Raw genomic sequence first — 23,134 nt, 5'->3', positions numbered from 1 at the left:
TGAACGCGTCGTTAGGCTCTGCGCATGCCAGCACGTCTGAGTGACCGCACGCCGCAGGTCGCACCCGAGGCCCTGATCGGTGAGATGGTCCCGCCATCGATGTTCGACGAGGTCAGTTTCGACTCGTACATCCCTGACCCGAACGAGCCGAGCCAAGCGCAGGCGGTCACCGCTGCACGTAACTTCGTCGAACGTGCCAAGAAGATCAAAGGCGGCAAGAAAGGCCTGTTCAGCAGGAAATCTGCCTCGACCGCCGGGCTCGGCCTCTACCTCGACGGTGGTTTCGGCGTCGGCAAGACCCACCTGCTGGCGTCGATTTATCACGCGATGCCGGGACCCAAGGCGTTCGCCACTTTCGTCGAAGTGACCCACGTCGTCGGTGCGCTGGGATTCGCCAACGCACTCGAGAGACTCTCGAACCATTCCGTGTTGTGCATCGACGAGTTCGAACTCGACGATCCAGGCGACACGATGCTGGTCTCGCGGTTGCTCACCGAACTCTCCGCGAAGGGCGTCTCGATCGTGGCGACGTCGAACACCCTGCCCGGACAGCTAGGGGAGGGTCGCTTTGCGGCGCAGGACTTCTTGCGTGAGATCAAGAAACTGTCGGCGGTTTTCGAGGCCATCCGCGTCGACGGTCCGGACTACCGGCACCGTGACCTGCCACCGGCACCTGATCCGCACACAGACGCCGAACTCGAGGCCCTGGCGGAGAGCACCCCGGGTGCGACGCTCGACAACTTCGACGATCTCTGCGCGCACCTGGCCAAGCTCCATCCGTCCAAGTACAAGGCGCTCGTGGAAGGCGTCACGCTGGCCTGCGTGGAGGGCGTACACCCGGCAGCGGACCAGACCGTTGCCCTGCGCATCGTGGTGCTCGCCGACCGGCTGTACGACGCCGGTACACCTTTGATGGTGTCCGGCTCGAAGCTCGATGAGATCTTCACCGAGGAAATGCTCTCCGGCGGATATCGGAAGAAGTATCTGCGCGCGACCTCTCGACTGCTGGCGCTGTCGAGGTTCGCCGAGAAGAGCTAGGCCGGGCGTTCTGGCGGGTCGAGGGTCACCCGGCAGGCGGGCGTGCGAGCACGAAGTCGCTGCACCGCTTGCCGTTGACCACAAACGACTTCCGGCCGACCACGGCGAACCCCATCTTTCGATAGAAGCGCTGGGCGCGAACGTTCTGGTCGTTCACCCCGAGCCAGACCAGCGCGCTACCGCTCGCACGTCCATGTGAGAGCGCGGCGTCCATGAGTCCGGTCGAGACGGCGCGCCCGTGAAAGCCTGGTAGCACGTACATCTTCGAGATCATCGTCAGCGGTCGAGCAGTGATTGCCTCGCGCACATCGGGATCAGTGGGGTCGCCGTCGACGAGCAGTGCGTAACCCACGATCGAATCGGATGCGGGATCGACGGCCTTGTAGACATGGCTGTTCTGGTCGGCGAGGTGAGAGCGGAAGTGGAGCGCCGAGAGATTATCGGCGACGAAGAGCGCAGCGTCCGCAGCAGTGAGTTCAGGTGGGCATGCGAGGGGAAACGTGAGTGCCGCCACGGCGGCCAGTTCGTCGGCGTCCGCAGGATCGGTCGTAACGGTCACCACGGCTGCAGCTGCGGGAGCTGAGCCCTTGATCCCGCACGGGCCGCCGGCCCGGGAGCGGTCCGGGTCAGACAGCAGCCAGCACCTGATCGGCGCCGGTGATGCGACGCGCAGCGTGATGGAGGGCGTGTTCACGTTCGACGAGGTCGGCGTGCTTGCGGGTGATCGGCAGCAGTTCGAGCAGGACCTGACTTCCGCTGATCGCATAGTCATGGGTGCTCACCCAACCGAGGGTGAAGCGGAGCGCGTCGCGGTCGTGGCTGTCGTTCATGTGCATTCCTGAGGTGGGTACCGGGATCGGATGACAAATTGGTGCTCGGGACATGAGAAAGACCCGGGTTCGCCGGGTCATTTCTGTCGTGAGCTGGTGCGCGATACAGGGATTGAACCTGTGACCTCTTCCGTGTCAGGGAAGCGCTCTCCCGCTGAGCTAATCGCGCGAGACTGTGTTTAGTTGTCGAAGCTGAACTCGTGGAGGCGGCGACGGGAATCGAACCCGTGTGCACGGCTTTGCAGGCCGTTGCCTCACCACTCGGCCACACCGCCACAGTGAAAAAACTATCTCCGAGCGGATGACGGGATTCGAACCCGCGACCCTCACCTTGGCAAGGTGATGCGCTACCAGCTGCGCCACATCCGCACGCTGCCAGATTGTTGCTCTCTGGCTGCGGTGGTGAACATTATCGGACGTACCGGCAAAGCAACAAATCCGCTGGTCACGGACCTGGCCGCAGGCATGTTCGGCGCCGCGGTCGCGACGCCGACGGGTTCGGCGGCCCGCCTGTCGGTGATTTGGATCCGGGCGGGGTGAGCGTGTTAATGTCTTCCGGTCGCAGACCCCCGTTTCTGGGGTTCTGATGCACGGTCCCGTGGCTCAGTGGAAGAGCGTCCCGTTCACACCGGGAAGGTCGCTGGTTCGATCCCAGCCGGGACCACAACAAGCACGGATAGGCCAGAGGCCTTGTCGCATCAGTCGCGACGGCACTTCTGCCCTTGTGGGCATCAGGTGTTCACCGTGGTGATTGTCGATTCCCGTGTCGTAGGTACCCGTACAGCGCCGCTCGGTATCCGCGGGTATAGCTCGGTTCGTCCGCTGCCAGATCAGGCTCGGTTGCCATCGTCAGTGTCGCAAAATGGTGCGCCCAGGGTGTCGGCATCGAATCCAGCCGGGTGAGCGCGTCGTCGAAACCGTGCTGGAACAGGTCGTGATCGAGCGCGACGTCCAATTCGGGATCGATGAGCGGAAACGAGGTCGGTAGGCGGGTCGCGACACCGTATTGCGTGACGATGTCGAGTTCGGGGAGGTCGGGTTCGATGGTTGTCACCGCACCGACCTCCGTTCTGCCAGGGATCGATAGAGCGTCGCTCGGCTGACCCCCAGTCGGGTGGCGATCGTGGGGACCGAGTCGCCACGGGCGCGCATACGTTCGGCCAACGCCACCTGATCGTCGTCCAGTGCGCGCGGTCGACCGACCGCGGTGCTGTCCGGACGGGGATGCTTTGCCCTCGGCTGCCTCACCGACCGGTTCTCGTCGTCCAACTCGGCGAGCGAGGCGAGCACGCCGACGATCATCCCGCCTGCCACCTCGGTCGAGTCGACACCTTCGTCGAGTGAGCGAATACCGATGTGGCGTCGGGCAAGTTCCCTCGCGGTGACGAACACTTCGTCGATGGTGCGCCCGAGCCGGTCGATACCGACCACGACGGTCGTGTCGCCTGCTCGCGCGTAGTCGAGCAGGGCGGACAGTCCCGGGCGTGCGGTGGTGAGATCGGCGATGTTGTCGCTGTAGATCCGATTCGGCTCGACACCCCCATCGGTCAACTCGTCGATCTGGGACTCGAGGCTGCGACGCCCGGCACCTGCGCGGGCGTATCCCAGCAACATGCCGGGGCTCGCGGTGGTCGTACTTGTTTGCATGCCCGTCACGTTATCGCAAAACTTTTAAGATTCTGATTCAAATGTCGGCGTGTGCGGGCAAGTTTTGCGACAACGGCAGCAGCAACTCTCTGCGATGTGCACTTTGCAAGGTCAAATGGCAGTGTGACTGCTCGCTATATCGAGACGGTAATTATGGGAAAGTCTCAATATTCGAGGCGGCTCGCACCCGGATCACCCGTGGCGAAGCGCCCATTCGACGAGAGGTGTGCCCGACCTCCAGTCCGCGCGTATGCGATCGACGAGTGCCGGACTGTGGATGAAATCTTCGAATCCGTAGTCCCGTGAAGCGGTGAGGGTTTTGTGGCGTAGTAGCGCAATTCGTGGATGGTCTTTGTCCCACCCGCGGGGTGCGGTCCTGAGGACACTGCCACCGATCTCCCACCCGTCCACATCCAGGGCGTCGATGAGTTCCTCGAGTGCGGGCCCGTGGAGATCGTGGTCGACCGCCGCACGCAGGTTCGCCAGTCGCTCCGGTGCGGCGTCGTAATAGCCGACGGCGACCTTCACCCCGGGTGCGCCGATCTGCACGTAGTAACCGGTGGCCGGTCCGACGGCGAAGAACGCTCCCTGATGTGTCTTGTATGGGGTCTTGTCCTTCGCGAACCGTACGTCGCGGTAGGGGCGGAACACCTTGGGCTGCCCGAACTCGTCGCCCAGCGCCTCGACGAGCTGGTTCATCGGGTCTGCCACGGCACGGCGGTACGTCTCCTTGTGCGCTTCCCAGAAGGCTTTGGAGTTGTCCTGCTCCAAGTCGTCATAGAAGTCCAGCGCGGCCTCGGGGAATCCCTGAAAACTCATCACCAGATCGTATGTTCGAGGCGGATCGGGGGTGGTTCCGCTTGCCTCGGTGGGCCCGAAGAGGCTACTAATGGAATTCGAATGAGAATAGTATTCTCACTGTGGGAGATGTATGTATTCGCAGGTCGACCGAGGTTAGGACAATCACGCCCATGTTGCTGGAGCTGACGGACGATCAGGAGTTCTTTCGGGACAACACCGCAAAATTTCTTCGCGAGCAGGTACCGCCTGCCGAACTTCGCCGTCTCCGTGGCGAGTCGAGGGGATTCACCGCCGACTACTGGCGGCGCGGTGCGGAACTGGGCTGGACGAGCCTGCTGGCGCCCGAGGACCAGGGTGGCGGGGTCATCGGCGACTCGGGCCTCGAGGACCTGTCGCTGGTCGCCCATGAGTTCGGCAGGTATGCCGCGCCGGGTCCGCTGATACCGACGAACGTGGTGATCGCCCTGCTGAGCGAGTACCCGATCGACATCCGCGCCGAGTTGCTGCAGTCGCTGATCGCAGGGACATCGACGGCGGCATGGTGTGTGAGCGAACCGAATCCGAAGTCGACCGCGGCCGCACCCGCCGTCGAGATCGAGATCGACGGGGCCGACGTGATCGTGCGGGGCACGAAGCGTCCGGTCGAGGCGGCGGGGACGGCGGACATCCTGCTGGTCACCGGGCGGACGGGGGACGGCTTGTCTCAGGTCCTCGTGCCGCGGGATGCTGACGGGGTGCGGGTGAGCGCGCTGACGTCGATTGATCTCACCCGTCGCTACGGGGTAGTCGAATTCGACGAGGTGCGTCTGCCGGTGACCGCGCTGGTCGGCGCTCCGGGCCGGGCTCGCGACGATGTGGCGCACGCCCAGGACATCGCGATCGTGATCAGCTGCGCCGAGTCGGTGGGCGCGCTGCAGGCCGCCTTCGAGATGACCCTGGACTGGGCATTCGATCGGTACTCGTTCGGACGTCCGCTGGCCTCGTATCAGGAATTGAAGCACCGTTTCGCCGACATGAAGGCGTGGCTCGAGGCGAGTCACGCGATCACGGACAAAGCCACGGCAGCGGTCGCTGCGAATTCGGCGGACGCGGCGGAACTGGTCAGCGCAGCCAAGGCCTACGTCGGTGGCTACGGCGGCGACTTGATACAGGACTGCGTGCAGATCCACGGCGGCATCGGCGTCACCTTCGAGCACGACCTACACCTGTTTGCGCGCCGCGCCGCGGCGAACAGATCGAACTACGGGACACCCGCGGAGCATCGGCAGAAACTCGCCGACATCGTCGAGCGCCAGGAGGTCAGCGCATGAGCACACAACAGGAAGATGTAAGCACCGCAGAATCAGCCCCGCCGGAATCGGTCGCTAGCTTCCGGGCCCGGGCGCGCACGTGGATCCGGGCCAACCTCGAGCGCGCTGATCCTGCCGCTCACGTAGGCGTCATCAGGAACGAGGGTGCCGACGAGGACGAACTCGCCCACGTCGAGCACGAACGTTCGCTGCAACGGAGGTTGTTCGACGCCGGGTTCGCCGGCCTCTGCATCCCGCCCGAGTACGGCGGGCAAGGATTGACCAGGGCGCATCAGCAGGCACTGAACGACGAGATGACGGGCTACGAATATCCGGCCCGGTTGCAGTCACCGACGTTCGCCCCCTGTGTCGGGGTGTTGATGGATTTCGGTACCGAAGAACAGAAGCGGCAACACATCCCGGCCATCTTGCGGGGTGAGGAGATCTGGATGCAGTTCCTCTCCGAACCCAGCGGTGGTTCGGATGTCGCCGGCGCATTGACGACCGCCGTCCGCGATGGCGACGACTGGATTCTCAACGGGTCGAAGATCTGGACGACGGGCGCGTGGTGGTCCGACTGGGCACTGTGTTTGGCCCGGACGAACTGGGATGTACCCAAGCATCGCGGGCTGACGGTGTTCATGCTCCCGCTGAGGGCCCCGGGCATAGAGGTGCACCGGATCGAGATGCTCAGTGGCTCGCGTGAGTTCTGCCAGGAGTACCTGACCGATGTCAGGGTTCCGGACACCGACCGCGTCGGCGAGGTCGACGACGGCTGGAAAGTCGGGACCAGGTGGATGTTCCATGAGCGGATGGCGTCGAACTCGCCGTACACGACGTTGCCCGGGGGTGGCTCGCGAGGCGGGTCCCGGCTGTCGGAACTGTACGAGGTCGCGCGAGATGCGGGCCGTCTCGATGACCCCATCACCCGCGACCTCCTCGGCGAGGCCAAGATGCTCGACGTCGTCAAGGCGGCGCTCGGTGACCGTATCGGTCGCGGTATCGCGTCGAGGTCCGTCTCCGACCAGTCGGCAAGCATCGCCCGGTTGATGTCGGGCCTGGCCGCCACCCGCATCACGTCCATCAGCTACGAGTTCACCGAGGCGTCGGGCGCCGCCTGGGATTCCGCGGACGGCGCAGTCGTCGAGCGCGGCACCGACTACCTCATGCAGCAGGTGTCGTGCATCGCGGGCGGAACGACGGAGATGGCGCGCAACGCGATCAGCGAACGGGTTCTCGGTATGCCCCGCGAGCACACGCACGACGTGGGACTCGCTTTCCGGGACGTCCCGAAGAACAGGTCGGCGACCTAGCCTGGCTGCGTATTCCGTACTCTGTCAGTGAGAGTTCGTGATCGCTCAACTTCGGACAAAGGATCGTTGCAGTGCCTGAAGAAGCCGGTGTCGACGTCGAGCACGACCGCCCAGCCTCGGGCATCCTCGCTGCAATCTCCACCAAGCGCAACGAAATTCGCGACAGGAAAAAGCTCAACCTGATCTATCGCTGCGTGGTGGGTGTGGTCGGGGGTGCGGTGCTGATCGGCGGATTGGTGCTGATCCCGTACCCCGGCCCCGGCTGGCTGATCGTTTTCGCCGGGCTGGGCATCTTGGCGTCTGAGTTCGAGTGGGCACATCGGCTTCTGAAGTTCGCCCGCGGAAAATACGACCTGTGGATGGACTGGGTCAAAAAGCAGCACTGGAGCGTGCAGGCGCTGCTGGGCCTTCTCACCTGCGCAGTCGTCCTCGCGACGTTGTGGCTGCTGGGCGCCCTGGGTCTGGTCGGCGGGTGGGTCGGGATCGACTGGTCCTGGCTACAGAGCCCGATTTTGTAGAAAGCGGACATGCCGCGGCACACCGGACGTGGGACGCGCATCCCGACGGCACTAACATCATGGACTGATGAGCCAGCTCGGCCGATCCGGTCGTAGCGGTCTGATGTCGACAGGAGCTTTCCAGGTGTCCGAGAACCCAGTTGTCTTGCCCGCTGCCACGATCACGGTGGCGGCCGGGACCACCGCGGGGGCGGCACTACGCGAGAGCGGGCATCCGAACAAGGGGCCCGAGGCCATCGTCGTCGTCCGAGACGCCGAAGGCGCGCTTCGGGATCTGTCCTGGTCGCCGGAGCAGGACGCGGTGGTCGAGCCCGTGGCCGCGAACACCGAGGACGGCCGGAGTGTGATCAGGCACTCCGCCGCACATGTACTGGCGCAGGCCGTCCAGGACCTCGACCCGAGGGCGAAACTGGGTATCGGCCCTCCCATCGAGAACGGTTTCTACTACGACTTCGACGTCGATCAGCCGTTCACCCCGGAGAACCTCACCGCGCTCGAGAAGAAGATGAAGCAGATCATCAAGTCCGGGCAGCGCTTCTCGCGTCGGGTCTACGGGACGGTCGACGAGGCGAAAGCCGAGTTGGCGGGCGAGCCGTACAAACTCGAGCTCGTCGACGACAAGGGATCGGCGGACGACCCGGAGGTGATGGAGGTCGGCGGCGGTGAGCTGACCGCGTACGACAATCTCAATCCCCGCACCGGTGAGCGGATCTGGGGCGATCTGTGCCGCGGTCCCCACGTGCCGACGACGAAGTACATCACCGCCTTCAAGCTGACCCGCAGCTCTGCCGCGTACTGGCGCGGCAACCAGGACAATGCCGATCTGCAGCGGATCTACGGCACTGCCTGGGAGTCGGCGGAGGCCATGGACGCCTACCTCGAACTCTTGGCCGAGGCCGAGCGGCGAGATCATCGCAAACTGGGTGCAGAACTGGATTTGTTCAGCTTCCCCGACGCCCTCGGATCAGGCCTGCCCGTCTTTCATCCCAAGGGCGGGATCATCCGCAAGGAGCTCGAAGACTATTCGCGTCGGCGCCACATCGACGAGGGGTATGAGTTCGTCAACACCCCCCACATCACCAAGGGCAACCTCTACGAGATCTCCGGTCACCTCGATTGGTACAAGGACGGCATGTTCCCGGCGATGCATCTCGACGCCGAGCTCGACGACGACGGTGCCGTACGCAAACCCGGCCAGGATTACTACCTCAAGCCGATGAACTGTCCGATGCACAACCTGATCTTCAACGCACGTGGTCGCTCCTACCGTGAGCTGCCGCTGCGCCTGTTCGAGTTCGGGTCGGTCTACCGCTACGAGAAGTCCGGCGTCATCCACGGCCTGACCCGCGTCCGCGGCATGACGCAGGACGACGCCCACATCTACTGCACCAAGGAGCAGATGCGCGGCGAGCTGGCGACAACGCTCAACTTCGTGCTCGGTCTGCTCAAGGACTACGGACTCGACGACTTCTATCTGGAGTTGTCGACCCGGGATCCCAACAAGTCCGTCGGATCCGACGAGATCTGGGACGAGGCGACGGCCACCCTGGCCGAGGTCGGTGAGGCGTCAGGATTGAGATTGGTCCCAGATCCGGGTGGGGCCGCGTTCTACGGACCCAAGATCTCGGTGCAGGTCAAAGATGCCCTCGGCCGGAGCTGGCAGATGTCGACCATCCAGCTCGACTTCAATCTGCCCGAGCGATTCGAGATGGAGTACACCGGCCCCGATGGGTCCAAGCATCGGCCGGTGATGATCCACCGGGCGTTGTTCGGATCGATCGAACGGTTCTTCGGAGTCCTCACCGAGCACTACGCGGGTGCTTTCCCGGCCTGGCTGTCGCCGGTGCAGGTGGTCGGCATCCCCGTCGCGGATGCATTCGTGCCGCACCTGGAAGCCGTTGTGTCGCAACTCCGCGATCGGGGCCTGCGCGCCGAGGTCGACTCCTCCGACGATCGGATGCAGAAGAAGATCCGGAACCACACCACGGGTAAGGTGCCGTTCATGCTGCTGGCGGGGGAGCGTGACGTGGAAGCGGACGCGGTGAGCTTCCGGTTCCGTGACGGCACCCAGGTCAACGGGGTGCCGGTCGCGGAAGCCGTCACGCTGGTGGCCAACTGGTCTGCCGCGCGGCGCAACGAGTCCCCGACCGCTGACCTGATCGAGGCTCTTCGTCACGTCCCCGCGGGTGGGGAGGCGCCGTGACGTCGGTTGACGGCCCCGGAATCCTCCGCGACGAGGGCCCCGGCGATCCGGATCGGTTGCAGCGTTTGTGGAGCCCACATCGGATGTCGTACATCACCGCTGCCCCGCTGTCCGGAGGCGAGTCGTCGGCCAAGTCGGTACACCCGTTCCTCGACATTCCGACGATGTCGGACGAGGCGGGCCTGATCGTCGCACGCGGCGAATCGGTGTACGCCGTGCTGAACCTGTACCCGTACAACCCGGGCCACATGATGATCGTGCCCTACCGGCAGGTCGCCGACCTCGAGGATCTCACCGAGGCCGAGAGCCGTGAGCTGATGGCTTTCACGCAGAAGACGATCCGGGCGATCAAGTCGGTATCCAACCCGGATGCGTTCAACGTCGGACTGAATCTGGGTGCCGCGGCAGGCGGGTCGCTGGCCGAGCACCTTCACCAGCACGTCGTCCCGCGGTGGGGTGGCGACGCCAACTTCATCACCGTCGTCGGTGAGACGAAGGTGATGCCGCAGTTGCTTCGCGACACCAGAGGTCTGCTCGCTCAGGCCTGGTCGAGGCTGGAGGCTTGATGAGAGGCGCAGGGTTGATGGGAAGTGCTGGGTTGATGGAGAGCATGCTGGATCAATGTTGAGTGTGCTGGGCCGGGCGTCGGTATCGAAGGTCACGCTGCCCCTGGGCAGGGCTTTGATCAAGACCGGACTCACGCCTGATGCCATGACGATGATCGGCACCACCGCGACCATCGCCGCTGCGGTGACGCTGTTCCCGATGGGGTATTTGTTCGTCGGCACCCTCGTGATCTGGCTGTTCGTGATGTTCGACATGCTCGACGGCGCCATGGCAAGGGCCCGCGGCGGGGGCACCAAGTTCGGTGCCGTGCTCGACTCCACCTGCGACCGGCTCGCCGACGGTGCGATCTTTGCCGGGCTCGGCTGGTGGTGCCTCGTCGAGGAACCGAGCAAGCAACTGTTCGTCGCCACGATGATCTGTCTGGTCACCTCTCAGGTGATCTCGTATGCGAAGGCACGTGCCGAGGCCAGTGGACTCAATGGTGACGGCGGACTCATCGAACGTCCTGATCGCCTGATCATCGTGCTCGTCGGCACTGGCCTGACCGGGCTCGGTCTGTCGTGGGCCATCTACATAGCGATGTGGTTGCTGGCGGTCGGCAGCTTGATCACCGTGTTCCAACGCATGTGGTCGGTGTACAAATCGCCTGGTGCCACCGATCTGCAACCCATCGCTGCCCCGACTGCTGTCGCGGACGAGGACGGATCAACCGCGTGAGTTCGGTAGGCGAACGGCTGGCGGACGTCGGTTATGCGGCCGGGTGGTCGCTGGTGCGCCTGCTTCCGGAGTCGGTCGCTCGGACCGTGTTCGATCGGGCCGGCGACTTCGTAGGCGGCCGGAACGGCGGGCCTGCACAGCTCCGCAAGAACTTGGCCCGCGTACTGGGCTGTGCACCCGACGAGGTCCCGGAGTCGTTGATTCGTGACTCGATGCGGTCCTATGCCCGGTATTGGCGTGAGGCATTCCGGCTCCCGACGATGGATTTCGCGCTTGCAGCGTCACGGATCGACCTCCCGGCGCCCGATCGTCAGCTGCTCGACAACGCACTGGCCCAGGGCAAGGGGGTGGTCCTGGCGCTTCCTCACAGCGGCAACTGGGACATGGCCGGGGTATGGCTGGTGCAGAACGTCGGCACGTTCTCGACCGTCGCGGAACGGTTGTCTCCAGAGTCTCTGTTCGAACGATTCGTCCGCTATCGCGAGTCCCTGGGTTTCGAGATCTTCCCGCTCAGCGGTGGTGAGCAGCCGCCCTACGGTCAGTTGGCACGCCGCCTGCGATCGGGTGGCGTCGTCTGTCTGCTGGGGGAGCGGGACCTCGCAGAGCACGGGGTACCTGTCACATTCTTCGGTGAGCCGACCCGGATGCCTGCCGGGCCGGCAAAGCTGGCGATCGACACCGGGGCCGCGCTGATCGCAGTCCACCACTGGTTCACCGGCCCGGACACGTCGCAATTTCGGTTGTCCGGACCGCTCGACACCTCCGGTGGGGTTGCAGCGGCCACGCAGCTACTGGCGAACGAGTTCGAGTCGAACATCGCTGCCCACCCCCAGGACTGGCACATGTTGCAGCCGCTCTGGCAGGCCGATTGGTCCGACACGCGCCGACGGCGCATCGCGGGCGAGGCCACCTGATGAAGATCGGCATGATCTGTCCCTACTCGTTCGATGTTCCCGGCGGCGTGCAGGCCCACGTCATGGAGCTGGCGCAGGTTTTCATCAACCGCGGTCACACGGTGAGTGTCTTGGCGCCGTCCGGAAAGGACACCGAACTCCCTGAGTACGTGGTATCGGTGGGCGAAGCACTGGCTTTTCCATACAACGGGTCGGTGGCACGACTGAACTTCAGCCCGCAAGCGTATGCGCGCCTGCGCCGTTGGATCAGGGATGAGAAGTTCGACATCCTTCACGTACACGAGCCCAACTCGCCGAGCATCTCGATGATGTCGCTGATGGTGGCGCAGGGCCCGATCGTCACGACCTTCCACGCTGCGACCACGAAGTCGTTGCTGCTCAGTGTCTTTCAGGGAATCCTGCGCCCGTATCACGAACGGATCGCCGGCAAGATCGCGGTCTCCGAGCTGGCCCGGCGGTGGCAGATGGAGTCCCTCGGATCTGACGCCGTCGAGATCCCGAACGGTGTTCATACCCAGTCGTTCTCACACGCCGAACCGTTCGAGGGGTACCCGCATCCCGGCCGGACCCTCCTGTTCCTCGGCCGCTACGACGAACCCCGCAAGGGGATGGACGTGTTACTCGAAGCACTGCCCGCAGTGGTGGCTCGATACCCCGACCTGAGAGTGTTGGTCGTCGGTGGGGGACACGAGCGCACGCTGCGCGGGAAAGCCGGCGATCTCGCCGACCACATGGTGTTCCTCGGCCAGGTGGACGATGAGGTCAAGGCCCGGGCGCTGCGCTCGGCAGACGTCTATTGCGCGCCCAATCTGGGAGGCGAGAGCTTCGGAATCGTGCTCGTCGAGGCCATGGCCGCCGGAGCAGCAGTGGTGGCCAGCAAGCTTGATGCGTTTCGGCGGGTCCTCGACGACGGTCGCGCAGGCGTCCTCGTCGACGTCGGCGACTCCGACGAGCTGGCGTACGGGATCATCGCCGCCCTCGGCGACGACGAGAGCCGCGCCGCAATGGTCGATCGCGCGCGCGTGCGTGCCGGACGGTACGACTGGTCACAGGTCGCCGATCAGATTCTGCGGGTGTACGACACCGTGACGGTGGGCGCAGGCAAAGTCATCGTCTCCGACTGACCCCGACCGACCCGCGACAGCCCGAGATATCAACCGCAGCCGCGAGGGTGACTGCCCGAAAGGACTTCATGACCGTCTCCGCCCTGACCGTCCTCATCCTGGGCATCATCGCGGTGGTGATCCTGCTCGGCCTGGGCTGGGCGTACAAGACCGCCAACCGGCTCGATCGCCTGCATGTCCGGGTGGACCTCGCCTGGCAGGCACTGGACGCGGCCCTGGCTCGGCGAGCCGTGGTGGCGCGGTCGATCGGCGCAGGCCTCGGTGGTGAGGGTCGAGAGCTGATCCTCGCGGCCGACCGCGCGGAGGGCGCCGCCCGAACAGACCGTGAACGCGCAGAAAATGTGGTGTCCGCTGCGCTGGCTCAGGTCGACAGCACCTCGTTGCGGTCGCAGTTGGTCACCGAACTCGCGGATGCCGAGACGCGGGTGATGATCGCCCGCAGATTTCACAATGATGCGGTGAGGGACACCCTCGCCTTGCGAGGCAGACGGCCCGTCCGCTGGCTGCATCTGGGAGGCACCGCCCCGACGCCGCTGTACTTCGAGATCGTGGAGCGAGCGGCCGTCTGATCAGTGCGGACAGCCCTCACCGGGCACTGCGGGACCGCGCGGCGACAGGACCCTCGCAGAAAGCCTAGACTGGAAGCTCAGCAATCGACTCGACTTGTAGGAGCAGTAGACGTGAGCAGTGCCCCAGACCTTGGTTCATCGGTGAAGCCGGAGACGTCCGGCACCGGAACCGCGCGTGTCAAGCGCGGGATGGCCGAGATGCTCAAGGGTGGCGTGATCATGGACGTCGTCACCGCGGAGCAGGCGAAGATCGCCGAGGATGCGGGCGCTGTGGCTGTCATGGCTCTCGAGCGTGTTCCGGCTGACATTCGTGCCCAGGGCGGGGTGTCGCGGATGAGTGATCCGGACATGATCGATTCGATCATTTCTGCGGTGTCGATTCCGGTGATGGCCAAGGCGAGGATCGGGCATTTCGTCGAGGCGCAGATCCTGCAGAGCTTGGGTGTGGATTATATCGACGAGTCCGAGGTGTTGACGCCGGCCGATTATGCCAATCACATCGACAAGTGGCAGTTCACCGTTCCTTTTGTGTGTGGTGCGACCAATCTCGGTGAGGCGTTGCGTCGTTTGACCGAGGGTGCGGGCATGATTCGCTCGAAGGGTGAGGCCGGTACCGGTGATGTGTCGAACGCGACGACCCATATGCGCAAGATCCGCGATGAGATCCGTCGGTTGACGTCGTTGCCGAAGGACGAGCTGTTCGTCGCGGCGAAGGAATTGCAGGCGCCGTATGAGCTGGTGGTGGAGGTTGCCGAGAGCGGCAAGCTGCCAGTGACTTTGTTCACTGCGGGCGGTATCGCGACCCCGGCAGACGCGGCGATGATGATGCAGCTCGGTGCTGAGGGTGTGTTCGTCGGGTCCGGGATTTTCAAGTCCGGTAATCCTGCCGAACGGGCGGTTGCGATCGTGCAGGCGACCACGTTCTACGACGACCCCGATGTGCTGGCCAAGGTCTCGCGCGGGCTCGGTGAGGCCATGGTCGGCATCAATGTCGACGACATCCCACAACCGCACCGGCTCGCCGAACGCGGCTGGTGATCTGACACGGATGCGGGGGTCCGAAGAATTCGATGACGAGCGCGTCCGCTGATTTCGAGGCGATCCCACTCGGCTGCGGCCGTTGTGGGACGCAGATTCCTTCTGCGCTCGCGCGGTGCCCCGCATGTGGGCAGCAGATGTTCGTCAGCCCCGGTGCTGGGGTCCCAGAGTCTCCGCGAGAGTTTCTCGAGGCCAACCGGATCCCGGCTTCGTTGGGAGCCAGGACGACGGCCTACCTGATCGATACCGCGCTGGTGATCGGTTCTGTGGCTGTCCTGTTGTGGACCGAGCTGGCCCTCGGACTCGGTGTGGCTGTCGGGGTGCCGCTGCTCGCTGTGACGGGGAGCGCGTTGCTCCGTGCCGCCGGCCGGCGGACTCCCGGTCAGGTACTGAGCAGGACCACCGTCAGGCGCCGAGTATCCGGTCGCCCCGGCGGATTCTGGCGGCAGCTGTTGCGTACCACCGCATTGCATGTGAGCAATGTGCTGCTGTTCGCGGGTGCGTGGTCTGTCCTCGCCGACCGTGGTCGCCCACGGCGCGGCTGGCACGAGAAGATCTCCGGCACGACGACGACCAGCGGTCTCGGTACTGCGGGTTATGAGGTCGTTGCGGTGCCTCCGCGTTTTTCGGGTGGTGGCGACCCCGGCGAAATCCCGACAGATCTCATCGATCCTCGGCAGTCCGCACGTACGTTGCCCTTGCAGTCGGGCCATCGCCCGCTCCGGTTGCGGATGGACGACGGCAGTTTCACCGATCTGACTGGATCGGGATTTCTCGGGGTACCGGCGGTCGCGTGGTCTGGGGGCCGTGCCGAAGTGGTCGCGGTGTCCGCAGAATCTTCGCTTGCAGGCGACACGCATATTCAATTCAGTGTCTCGGACGGCAAATTGTGGATGATCAGTACGGGTCCAGAGGTCGGATCCGTCCTCGACAACGGTGAATCGGTCACCACGATGCGTCCCGGACACCCCTACGAGGTGGGTCCGGGCACGGTGGTGCATTTCGGTCGCCGCAGTTTCGAGGTAGCCGGATGACTATCGGAGGCGGAGCTCGGGCCATGAGGACTGGAGACGGAGCCGGAGGCGGAGCTCGACCCATGAGGACTGGAGACGGAGCCGGAGGCGGAGCTCGACCCATGAGGACTGGAGACGGAGCCGGAGGCGGAGCTCGGGCCATGAGGACTGGAGACGGAGCCGGAGGCGGAGCTCGACCATGAGTATGGAGACGACTGGGACAGTCCGTGATGAGACGCGCAGTGGGATAGGCGAGTTCGGTCAGGTCGAGATCAGCTGGGCAGTGGTCAGCGATGTCGGTCTGCTTCGGGAGACCAACGAGGACGCGGCACTTGTGGGGCCCGGCATGGTCCTCGTCGCAGACGGTATGGGTGGCCACGATTGCGGCGAACTCGCCAGTGAGGCGGCGCTGTCAGCGTTGTCGGACACCGCGATCACCGGAATCAACCGCACTCGGGATTCGGTGATGGACCTGCTGAGCGAGGCCCAACGGAAGATCGAAGACATCGACACCGCGGACTCGGGTCGGCGGGCGGGTACGACGATCACCGGGGCGATGTTGGTCGACAACGACGGCGTCCCGCACTGGCTGGTCCTCAACATCGGGGATTCTCGGACATATCGGATGACGCACGGCCGACTCGAGCAGGTGACGGTCGATCATTCGCAAGTGCAGGAACTCGTGGACGCGGGGTTCTTGACCGCGGCACAGGCCCGGGTCGACCCGCGACGGAACGTGATCACCAGAGCGCTGGGTGCGGGTATGGAGCAGGAAGCCGATTTCTTCACGTTCCCGGTGGAGGTGGGTGACCGGATCATGGTGTGTTCCGACGGGCTGACCGGCGAGCTGACCGACGATTCGATCTTGGCGATCCTCGCCGACATGACCGACCCTGTCCAGGCCGCACAGGCGTTGGTGGCGGCAGCGTTGGAAGCGGGCGGACGGGACAACATCACGGTGGCGATCGCCGACGCGACAGCTGTTCCGAAGAGCGTGGAGTCCGCTGACCGGTGAGATGCCCATGACCGCAGCGGATTCACCGGACGAGTCATCGATGCTCGCGCAGCAGGCAGAGCGTTCGATCCCCGAGACGTTTGTCGACTATTGCGGCGAGAGGTTCACGGTCAGCCCTGATGAGCCGTTCCACATCGGCCGCGAGGCAGATCTCGACGTCGACGACAATCCGTACCTGCATCGTAAATTCCTCATGCTCCATCACGATGAGGGCTTGTGGTGGCTGTCGAATGTCGGTTCGCACCTGTCGGCCGGCGTGGTTGCCGGAGACGCAGGATTTCAGGCAACTCTTGCGCCGGGCGCCCGGGTGCCGCTGGTTTCCGGCGTGACAGCCGTGGTCTTTTCAGCTGGTCCGACTACCTATGAGCTCGATATTCACTCGGGCACAACGCCTTTGGTCACCGTCGAGCCATCCGTGGAGCCGACGCTGAGTGGGGAGACCACGATCGGTGTGGTCTCGCTGACCGAGAGTCAGAAGCTGCTCATCGTGGTGTTGGCCGAGGAAGTGCTGCGCCGCAATGGCACAGGCGCGAGCTCGATCCCGTCGTCGGCGCAAGCCGCCAGGCGCCTGGGATGGTCCATCACGAAGTTCAATCGAAAGCTCGACAATGTCTGCGACAAGTTCGATCAGATAGGCGTCTCCGGGATGCGTGGTGGCTCGGGCCGGTTGGCGAGCAATCGACGGGTGAAGCTCGTCGAGTACGCGGTCGCGTCGCGGCTGGTGACACGCTCAGATCTCCCTCTGATCGACGCCGAGGCGAAGATTAACGGCGTCTGAGCCGCCCCTGTGTGCACTGCTGTGCCCCAACGTCTGCACCTTCGGGCAGTCGAATGTGTTCTGGTCGCGCAAAATGCACTCTAACCTGCGGATATGGGGTGGGTAGTTCTCCCCATCGACACAGCTGGGAGGTCGTCTTAGTGTTTGTGTCACGTCCAGAACAGCGCGGCGGAGCTAGCCGGCCAACACCTACAGGAGAAACTCGATGACCGTATTGCACAACACCTTTGGCGCGCCGGCTCGCACTCGGGTCGGATACCGGCCGGCGACCCCGGCCAGGCTGACGCGAGAAGAGGCTCTTGCCCGGCTGGCCCAGCGCACGATGCCACTGCCGGGCCGACCGGGCCACGCCGCAGCAGGCACCACCTGCACCACTCCGGGCGCCCCCACCTCGAGCGGTCACCAGTCGCGGGCGATGCACGCCCCCATCGCTTCCGAGCCGGCACCGGTGGCTTATCCGAAACCGAAGCTGTCGCAGCGGGAGATCGAGGTACTACGGGCGTGGCTGAACCTGGATTCGAAGTCCGCGGTGGCCGAGTCCCTGTTCATCTCGCTGGGGACCGTGAACACGCATCTCGCCCGAATCCGGGTGAAGTACAACGAGGTCGGTCGCGGCGCACCCACCAAGGCCGCGCTGGTTGCGCGCGCCATCCAGGACGGGATCGTGCATATCGACGACCTGTGAGCGCAGGCGCCATGGTGCGTGGTGGGGATCACTGACGACGGTGGGCAATAATCGTTGTCGGAAAGGGGTCACATGGCCATGGCGATGATCGAGGAGATCCTGGAACTCGAGGCGATCGAGAAGGACATCTATCGAGGACGCGTACATCCTAGTTTTCTGCAGCGGACGTTCGGCGGTCAGGTTGCCGGGCAGTCGCTGGTATCGGCGACCCGCACCGTCGAGGACAGGTTTCGGGTGCACTCGCTGCACGGATACTTTCTGCGTGGGGGCAACCCGAAAGAGCCGACGGTCTACCTCGTCGATCGGGTACGCGACGGCCGTTCGTTCTGCACGCGTCGTGTCACCGCGATCCAGGACGGACTGGCGATCTTCACGATGTCGGCCTCGTTCCATGTCGAGGATCAGGGGTACGAACATCAGGACAGCATGCCTCGGGTACCCCGCCCCGAAGACCTGCCCGACATCCTCGATTCCGAGGACGTGGATCTCACGGCCCCGTATCGCGAGTGGGAGAATTTCGACGTCCGAATCGTGCCACGTGACCAGCTGATCGGGAGCCGGGATCTGGCTTCCCAGCAGCAGGTCTGGTTCCGATACCGCAACCGGCTGCCCGACGACCAGGTCTTTCATGTCTGCACGCTCGCGTACATGAGCGATATGACTCTGCTCGGTTCGGCCAAGGTCGCACACCCCGATGAGGACGCGCAGTTCGCGTCGCTCGATCACGCGATGTGGTTCATGCGCCCGTTCCGGGCCGACGAATGGCTCCTCTACGACCAGACGTCGCCATCGGCCGGTGGCGGTCGCGCACTGACCCAGGGCAGGATCTACGACCACCGCGGGGTGATGGTGGCAGCGGTGACCCAGGAGGGGCTGACCCGCACCGGACGCGAGGTCCCCAAGGACCAGCACGCCAAGCGGGAGAATTGAGCGCCACGCTGCGGATCGGTGTCCTCGCGCTGCAAGGAGACGTCCGCGAACACCACGCCGCCCTCTCCGCCATCGGGGTGGAGTCTGTCTCTGTGCGCAGACCGGCAGAACTCGCATCGATCGACGGGATCATCATTCCGGGCGGAGAGTCGACGACGATGAGCCGGTTGCTCGTCCTGCTCGATCTCCTGGAGCCTTTGCGATCAGCCCTCGCCGGTGGCCTGCCCGCATACGGATCGTGTGCCGGGATGATCATGCTGGCGACCGACATCCTCGACACCAGGCCGGATGCCCGTCACCTGGACGCCCTGGACATCACGGTGCGGCGCAACGCTTTCGGTCGGCAGGTCGCTTCATTCGAGACAGATCTGGAACTCGACGGCTTCGCCGGGGGCCCGATGCGTGCCGTCTTCATCAGAGCGCCATGGGTCGAGTCGACAGGGGAGGCCGTGGAGGTCCTGGGGGTGGTGCCAGAAGGGCCCGCGGAGGGCCGGATCGTCGCGGTTCGCCAAGGTGTCGTCCTGGCCACGTCCTTTCATCCCGAGGTCACCGGGGATCGTCGCGTCCACGAGTATTTCGTCGAGATGGCGCGCTCGGCACGCTGAAACCCGCCGAGCCTGCATCTGGGCACCGCGGCGCGGGAGTAGGATCGGTCCGCAGTTCAAAGACCCGCCACCGACCACGAACCGACCGCATGCCTACGCCGGGCATCATGAAAGGGGCTTGCGCCAATGAGCGGCCACTCCAAATGGGCCACCACCAAACACAAGAAGGCGGTGGTTGATGCCAAGCGCGGCAAGATGTTTGCCAAGCTCGTGAAGAACATCGAGGTTGCAGCGCGTACCGGCGGCGGTGACCCGAGTGGCAACCCGACGTTGTTCGACGCCATCCAGAAGGCCAAGAAGTCGTCGGTCCCGAACGACAACATCGAGCGGGCCCGCAAGCGCGGCGGCGGCGAAGAGGCCGGTGGCGCCGACTGGCAGAACATCACGTACGAGGGCTACGGCCCCAATGGCGTCGCGATCCTCATCGAGTGTCTCACCGACAACAGGAACCGCGCTGCCACCGAGGTGCGCACTGCGATGAGCCGCAACGGGGGCAACATGGCAGACCCCGGTTCGGTCTCGTACCTGTTTCACCGCAAGGGTGTGGTGACTCTCGAAAAAGCAGGCCAGACCGAGGACGACGTGCTGATGGCCGTGCTCGAGGCAGGAGCAGAGGAGATCACTGACCTCGGCGACACCTTCGAGATCGTCAGCGAGCCAACCGATCTCGTCGCCGTCCGGTCCGCCCTTCAGGAGGCCGGTATCGATTACGAGTCTGCTGAGGCGAGCTTTCGGGCGTCGGTCGAGGTGCCGGTCGACGCCGACGGTGCCCGTAAGGTGTTCCGCCTGATCGACGCGCTCGAGGACTCCGACGACGTGCAAGACGTCTATTCGAATGTGGACATCAGCGATGAGGTATTGGCTGAGTTGGAGGCGGACGACTAGGGGCTGCTGTCCCGGCCGGGTCGGGCCGGGAGTGTGCGCTTGTGTCGCCGCTGTGTCTTTTCGCTCCGCTTCGCTGCGCGGGGCGTGCGGCCCTTCATCGCGTGCTCTTCCTTCGTCGACTCAGTCGCTGCGCTCCCTCGCTCCTCCGTCCAGAGCACGCGGGGCCGCACGCGGGCGGTGTCAGTGCGAGTCGTTCCGACCGCGGTCGGGACTCGGGTGTGTTGGTACCCCGGATTGTGATGGCGTCCAGCTACGATATCGAACAACTGTTCGCGTTCGCTCGAGGTCTGGTGAGGTAGTCGTAGATGCGGGTGATGGGTGTGGACCCAGGGCTGACGAGATGCGGCATCGCGCTAATCGAATCGGGTGCGGGCCGCGCGGTCACCGCGCTGGACGTCGACGTCGTGCGGACGCCGCCGGAGATGGCCCTCGAGAACCGGTTGCTCGCGATCTACAACGCCGCCGAGCACTGGATCGCGGTCCACAGTCCTGACGTGGTGGCGATCGAACGGGTCTTCGCCCAACACCAGGTCAGTACCGCGATGGGCACCGCGCAGGCCGGCGGTGTGGTCGCGCTGGCAGCCGCCAAACGCGACATCCCGGTTCGATTTCACACCCCCAGCGAGGTGAAAGCAGCGGTCACCGGCAGTGGTCGGGCCGATAAAGCCCAGGTCACCGCAATGGTGACCCGAATCCTGGGAATGCAGCAGGCACCCAAACCGGCCGATGCCGCCGACGCCTTGGCACTGGCGATATGCCATTGCTGGCGGGGTCCCGTGGCCGAGCGGATGGCCCAGGCCCAGGCGCAGGCAGTGGCACAGCAGCGGGCGTATCGAGAACGTGTCGCCCAGGCGAAGAAGGCGGTACAGCGGTGATCTCCTCGGTCCGTGGCCCGGTGGTGGATGTGGCACTCGATCACGTCGTGATCGATTGCGCTGGAGTCGGTTATCGCGTTCTCGTGACTCCGACCACCGCAGGATCTGTGCATCGGGGCACCGAGGCGACCCTGCTGACGACGATGATCGTCCGCGAGGACTCGATGACCCTGTACGGGTTCACCGAGCCCGACGCACGCTCTCTGTTCACGCTGTTGCAGACGGTGACCGGCGTCGGTCCACGACTGGCGATGGCCACCCTGGCAGTTCTCGAACCCGATGCCCTGCGGCACGCGTTGGCAGGTGAGGACACGAAGGCACTCATGAGCGTTCCCGGGATCGGCAAGAGAGTCGCCGAGCGTCTCGTCGTGGAGCTGCGTGACAAAGTCGACCGTCCGCACTCTGCCACCGGAGCGCCGGCCGGGCCCGGCAGTTCGTCGGTGCGCGATCAGGTCATCGAGGCCCTCGTCGGGCTCGGCTTTGCCGCCCCGATTGCGGAGAAGACCGTCATTGCCGTACTGGCAGATCAGCCGGGCGCCGATTCAGCGACCGTACTACGTGCCGGCCTGGCATCACTGGGTAGATCGAAGTGACCGGCGGCAACTTCGACCCCGACGGTGGGGTAGGCCAGGACGGAGCGTTCGGTCCCGACGCAGCGTTCGATCCAGACAGGGCGGCCGGTACCGATAGCGCCAACAGGACGGTCAATGCCGGTCGTATCGGTGGTGACGGCGATCTCGACAACAGTTTGCGACCCAGGTCTCTCGGCGAGTTCATCGGCCAGCCCCGGGTGTGCGAGCAATTGGACCTCGTCCTGCAGGCCGCCCGTGGCCGCGGTGGGACGCCCGATCACATCTTGCTGTCGGGCCCTCCCGGCCTCGGCAAGACCTCCTTGGCGATGATCATCGCGGGGGAGATGGGCGCCGCCCTACGGGTCACGTCCGGCCCGGCGCTCGAACGCGCGGGAGATCTCGCCGCGATGCTGTCCAACCTCGTCGAAGGCGATGTGTTGTTCATCGATGAGATCCACCGCATCGCGCGCCCCGCCGAGGAGATGCTCTATTTGGCGATGGAGGATTTCCGCGTCGATGTGGTGGTCGGAAAAGGGCCGGGTGCCACCTCGATACCACTCGACGTCGCGCCGTTCACGCTGGTCGGGGCCACCACGAGATCGGGTGCGCTCACCGGCCCTCTGCGTGATCGCTTCGGCTTCACCGCGCACATGGAGTTCTACGACACGGGGGAGCTGGAGCGGGTTCTCACCCGGTCCGCCGGAATCCTCGGCATCACCATGCAACCCGACGCCGGCGCCGAGATCGCCTCCCGATCTCGCGGTACGCCGCGTATCGCCAACCGACTGCTGCGCCGCGTGCGCGACTACGCCGAGGTGCGGGCCGACGGCCTCGTGACCTTACCGATCGCCCGGGCGGCACTCGCGGTCTACGACGTCGACGAGCTCGGATTCGACCGGCTGGACCGGGCCGTCCTGGCCGCGCTTGTCCGGGGCTTCGGCGGCGGCCCGGTTGGCGTCTCGACGCTGGCGGTCGCGGTAGGCGAGGAGCCGGCGACAGTCGAAGAGGTCTGTGAGCCATTCCTCGTACGTGCCGGGATGATCGCCCGTACGCCTCGTGGGCGGGTGGCCACCGCGGCCGCATGGCATCACCTGGGTCTCACGCCGCCGGCCGGCGCCCTCAACGCGGCGTTCGGGGTCCGAGCTCGTGACGAGGGCGCCGGCATGATCTCGCTCTTCGACCCGGACGACCAAGAGATCTGAGAGTTG

At 64.8% G+C, this 23,134-nt stretch carries 26 protein-coding genes, 4 tRNA genes and 1 pseudogene; 23 read left to right on the top strand and 8 right to left on the bottom strand.

The window, feature by feature from the left end; all coding sequences use genetic code 11:
• The first annotated feature begins 24 nt into the window (after positions 1 to 24).
• A complete protein-coding gene (gene zapE, locus J3S28_RS07035; protein ID WP_207839144.1) occupies positions 25 to 1,038 on the top strand; it encodes a cell division protein ZapE in 1,014 nt (337 codons plus the stop codon).
• Positions 1,039 to 1,063: 25 nt separating this feature from the next.
• On the opposite strand, the gene J3S28_RS07030 is transcribed toward zapE, so the two are convergent.
• The 5 genes from J3S28_RS07030 to J3S28_RS07010 all read right to left on the bottom strand — a co-directional run bounded on the left by J3S28_RS07030 (position 1,064) and on the right by J3S28_RS07010 (position 2,237).
• Positions 1,064 to 1,597 (bottom strand): GNAT family N-acetyltransferase, encoded by a 534-nt coding sequence (locus J3S28_RS07030; protein ID WP_207839135.1) that lies wholly within the window; start codon positions 1,595 to 1,597, stop codon positions 1,064 to 1,066.
• 67 nt (positions 1,598 to 1,664) lie between these two features.
• Entirely contained in the window at positions 1,665 to 1,868 is a 204-nt protein-coding gene (locus J3S28_RS07025; protein WP_207839133.1) for a hypothetical protein, read from the bottom strand.
• A 94-nt stretch (positions 1,869 to 1,962) separates the two neighbouring features.
• Positions 1,963 to 2,037: transfer RNA gene (locus J3S28_RS07020), tRNA-Val, on the bottom strand.
• Between the two features lie 32 nt (positions 2,038 to 2,069).
• Positions 2,070 to 2,143 (bottom strand) — tRNA-Cys (locus J3S28_RS07015).
• A 21-nt stretch (positions 2,144 to 2,164) separates the two neighbouring features.
• A tRNA-Gly gene (locus J3S28_RS07010) sits at positions 2,165 to 2,237 on the bottom strand.
• Here J3S28_RS07010 and J3S28_RS07005 point away from each other — a divergent pair.
• Together J3S28_RS07005 and J3S28_RS07000 are read left to right on the top strand one after the other, a co-directional pair.
• On the top strand, positions 2,211 to 2,408 hold the full coding sequence (locus J3S28_RS07005) for a hypothetical protein (RefSeq protein ID WP_207839131.1): 198 nt from the start codon (positions 2,211 to 2,213) through the stop codon (positions 2,406 to 2,408). The genes J3S28_RS07010 and J3S28_RS07005 overlap by 27 nt on opposite strands.
• Positions 2,409 to 2,460: 52 nt before the next feature.
• Positions 2,461 to 2,532 (top strand) — tRNA-Val (locus J3S28_RS07000).
• 75 nt (positions 2,533 to 2,607) lie between these two features.
• On the opposite strand, the gene J3S28_RS06995 is transcribed toward J3S28_RS07000, so the two are convergent.
• From J3S28_RS06995 to J3S28_RS06985, 3 genes are all read right to left on the bottom strand, one after another.
• Complete coding sequence (locus J3S28_RS06995) at positions 2,608 to 2,922, bottom strand: hypothetical protein (RefSeq protein WP_207839128.1); 315 nt, start codon at positions 2,920 to 2,922, stop codon at positions 2,608 to 2,610.
• Positions 2,919 to 3,482: a recombinase family protein gene (locus J3S28_RS06990; RefSeq protein WP_207839556.1), complete on the bottom strand. Its 564-nt coding sequence runs from the start codon at positions 3,480 to 3,482 to the stop codon at positions 2,919 to 2,921. The genes J3S28_RS06995 and J3S28_RS06990 overlap by 4 nt, the downstream gene beginning before the upstream one ends.
• Before the next feature lie 225 nt (positions 3,483 to 3,707).
• A complete protein-coding gene (locus tag J3S28_RS06985; protein ID WP_207839126.1) occupies positions 3,708 to 4,334 on the bottom strand; it encodes a DUF2461 domain-containing protein in 627 nt (208 codons plus the stop codon).
• 152 nt (positions 4,335 to 4,486) lie between these two features.
• On the opposite strand from J3S28_RS06985, the gene J3S28_RS06980 reads away from it, so the two are divergent.
• The 20 genes and pseudogenes from J3S28_RS06980 to ruvB all read left to right on the top strand — a co-directional run bounded on the left by J3S28_RS06980 (position 4,487) and on the right by ruvB (position 23,128).
• Positions 4,487 to 5,626 carry an acyl-CoA dehydrogenase family protein gene (locus J3S28_RS06980; protein ID WP_207839124.1) on the top strand — a complete coding sequence of 380 codons (1,140 nt, stop codon included), beginning with the start codon at positions 4,487 to 4,489 and terminating at the stop codon, positions 5,624 to 5,626.
• Positions 5,623 to 6,918 (top strand): acyl-CoA dehydrogenase family protein, encoded by a 1,296-nt coding sequence (locus J3S28_RS06975; protein ID WP_207839122.1) that lies wholly within the window; start codon positions 5,623 to 5,625, stop codon positions 6,916 to 6,918. The genes J3S28_RS06980 and J3S28_RS06975 overlap by 4 nt, the downstream gene beginning before the upstream one ends.
• Before the next feature lie 122 nt (positions 6,919 to 7,040).
• Entirely contained in the window at positions 7,041 to 7,436 is a 396-nt protein-coding gene (locus J3S28_RS06970) for a TIGR02611 family protein (RefSeq protein WP_207839555.1), read from the top strand.
• A 103-nt stretch (positions 7,437 to 7,539) separates the two neighbouring features.
• A complete protein-coding gene (thrS, locus tag J3S28_RS06965; protein ID WP_237341263.1) occupies positions 7,540 to 9,639 on the top strand; it encodes a threonine--tRNA ligase in 2,100 nt (699 codons plus the stop codon).
• On the top strand, positions 9,636 to 10,205 hold the full coding sequence (locus tag J3S28_RS06960; protein ID WP_307796913.1) for an ATP adenylyltransferase: 570 nt from the start codon (positions 9,636 to 9,638) through the stop codon (positions 10,203 to 10,205). Before thrS ends, J3S28_RS06960 begins: the two co-directional genes overlap by 4 nt.
• A gap of 55 nt (positions 10,206 to 10,260) precedes the next feature.
• Complete coding sequence (pgsA, locus tag J3S28_RS06955; RefSeq protein WP_207839119.1) at positions 10,261 to 10,923, top strand: phosphatidylinositol phosphate synthase; 663 nt, start codon at positions 10,261 to 10,263, stop codon at positions 10,921 to 10,923.
• The gene (locus tag J3S28_RS06950; protein ID WP_207839117.1) at positions 10,920 to 11,837 is read left to right on the top strand and encodes a phosphatidylinositol mannoside acyltransferase; all 918 of its coding nucleotides are present in this window, start codon (positions 10,920 to 10,922) and stop codon (positions 11,835 to 11,837) included. The genes pgsA and J3S28_RS06950 overlap by 4 nt, the downstream gene beginning before the upstream one ends.
• A complete protein-coding gene (locus tag J3S28_RS06945) occupies positions 11,837 to 12,961 on the top strand; it encodes a glycosyltransferase family 4 protein (protein WP_207839114.1) in 1,125 nt (374 codons plus the stop codon). Before J3S28_RS06950 ends, J3S28_RS06945 begins: the two co-directional genes overlap by 1 nt.
• A gap of 68 nt (positions 12,962 to 13,029) precedes the next feature.
• Positions 13,030 to 13,518, top strand: a pseudogene (locus tag J3S28_RS06940) (LemA family protein); the annotation flags it as partial.
• Positions 13,519 to 13,641: 123 nt separating this feature from the next.
• Positions 13,642 to 14,568 carry a pyridoxal 5'-phosphate synthase lyase subunit PdxS gene (gene pdxS, locus J3S28_RS06935; protein WP_084896485.1) on the top strand — a complete coding sequence of 309 codons (927 nt, stop codon included), beginning with the start codon at positions 13,642 to 13,644 and terminating at the stop codon, positions 14,566 to 14,568.
• Positions 14,569 to 14,600: 32 nt separating this feature from the next.
• Complete coding sequence (locus J3S28_RS06930) at positions 14,601 to 15,602, top strand: RDD family protein (protein WP_207839111.1); 1,002 nt, start codon at positions 14,601 to 14,603, stop codon at positions 15,600 to 15,602.
• A 178-nt stretch (positions 15,603 to 15,780) separates the two neighbouring features.
• Positions 15,781 to 16,596, top strand: a complete 816-nt coding sequence (locus J3S28_RS06925; protein WP_237341139.1) for a PP2C family protein-serine/threonine phosphatase — start codon at positions 15,781 to 15,783, stop codon at positions 16,594 to 16,596.
• A gap of 40 nt (positions 16,597 to 16,636) precedes the next feature.
• Entirely contained in the window at positions 16,637 to 17,374 is a 738-nt protein-coding gene (locus tag J3S28_RS06920; protein WP_207839550.1) for a hypothetical protein, read from the top strand.
• A 205-nt stretch (positions 17,375 to 17,579) separates the two neighbouring features.
• Positions 17,580 to 18,059 carry a helix-turn-helix transcriptional regulator gene (locus tag J3S28_RS06915; protein WP_207839108.1) on the top strand — a complete coding sequence of 160 codons (480 nt, stop codon included), beginning with the start codon at positions 17,580 to 17,582 and terminating at the stop codon, positions 18,057 to 18,059.
• Between the two features lie 78 nt (positions 18,060 to 18,137).
• A complete protein-coding gene (locus tag J3S28_RS28275) occupies positions 18,138 to 18,989 on the top strand; it encodes an acyl-CoA thioesterase (RefSeq protein ID WP_237341259.1) in 852 nt (283 codons plus the stop codon).
• Positions 18,986 to 19,594 carry a pyridoxal 5'-phosphate synthase glutaminase subunit PdxT gene (pdxT, locus tag J3S28_RS06910; protein WP_237341138.1) on the top strand — a complete coding sequence of 203 codons (609 nt, stop codon included), beginning with the start codon at positions 18,986 to 18,988 and terminating at the stop codon, positions 19,592 to 19,594. Before J3S28_RS28275 ends, pdxT begins: the two co-directional genes overlap by 4 nt.
• Before the next feature lie 126 nt (positions 19,595 to 19,720).
• Positions 19,721 to 20,479, top strand: coding sequence for a YebC/PmpR family DNA-binding transcriptional regulator (locus J3S28_RS06905; RefSeq protein ID WP_207839104.1), 759 nt, complete (start codon positions 19,721 to 19,723; stop codon positions 20,477 to 20,479).
• Between the two features lie 305 nt (positions 20,480 to 20,784).
• Positions 20,785 to 21,354, top strand: a complete 570-nt coding sequence (ruvC, locus tag J3S28_RS06900) for a crossover junction endodeoxyribonuclease RuvC (RefSeq protein ID WP_207839102.1) — start codon at positions 20,785 to 20,787, stop codon at positions 21,352 to 21,354.
• Positions 21,351 to 21,947, top strand: a complete 597-nt coding sequence (gene ruvA, locus J3S28_RS06895; RefSeq protein ID WP_207839100.1) for a Holliday junction branch migration protein RuvA — start codon at positions 21,351 to 21,353, stop codon at positions 21,945 to 21,947. The genes ruvC and ruvA overlap by 4 nt, the downstream gene beginning before the upstream one ends.
• 125 nt (positions 21,948 to 22,072) lie before the next feature.
• Positions 22,073 to 23,128: a Holliday junction branch migration DNA helicase RuvB gene (gene ruvB, locus J3S28_RS06890; RefSeq protein ID WP_207839548.1), complete on the top strand. Its 1,056-nt coding sequence runs from the start codon at positions 22,073 to 22,075 to the stop codon at positions 23,126 to 23,128.
• Positions 23,129 to 23,134: the final 6 nt, after the last annotated feature.

Origin of the sequence: Williamsia soli, assembly GCF_017377795.1 — a bacterium.
GTDB lineage: Bacteria > Actinomycetota > Actinomycetes > Mycobacteriales > Mycobacteriaceae > Williamsia > Williamsia soli.
This window is presented reverse-complemented; position numbering and strand designations above follow the sequence as displayed.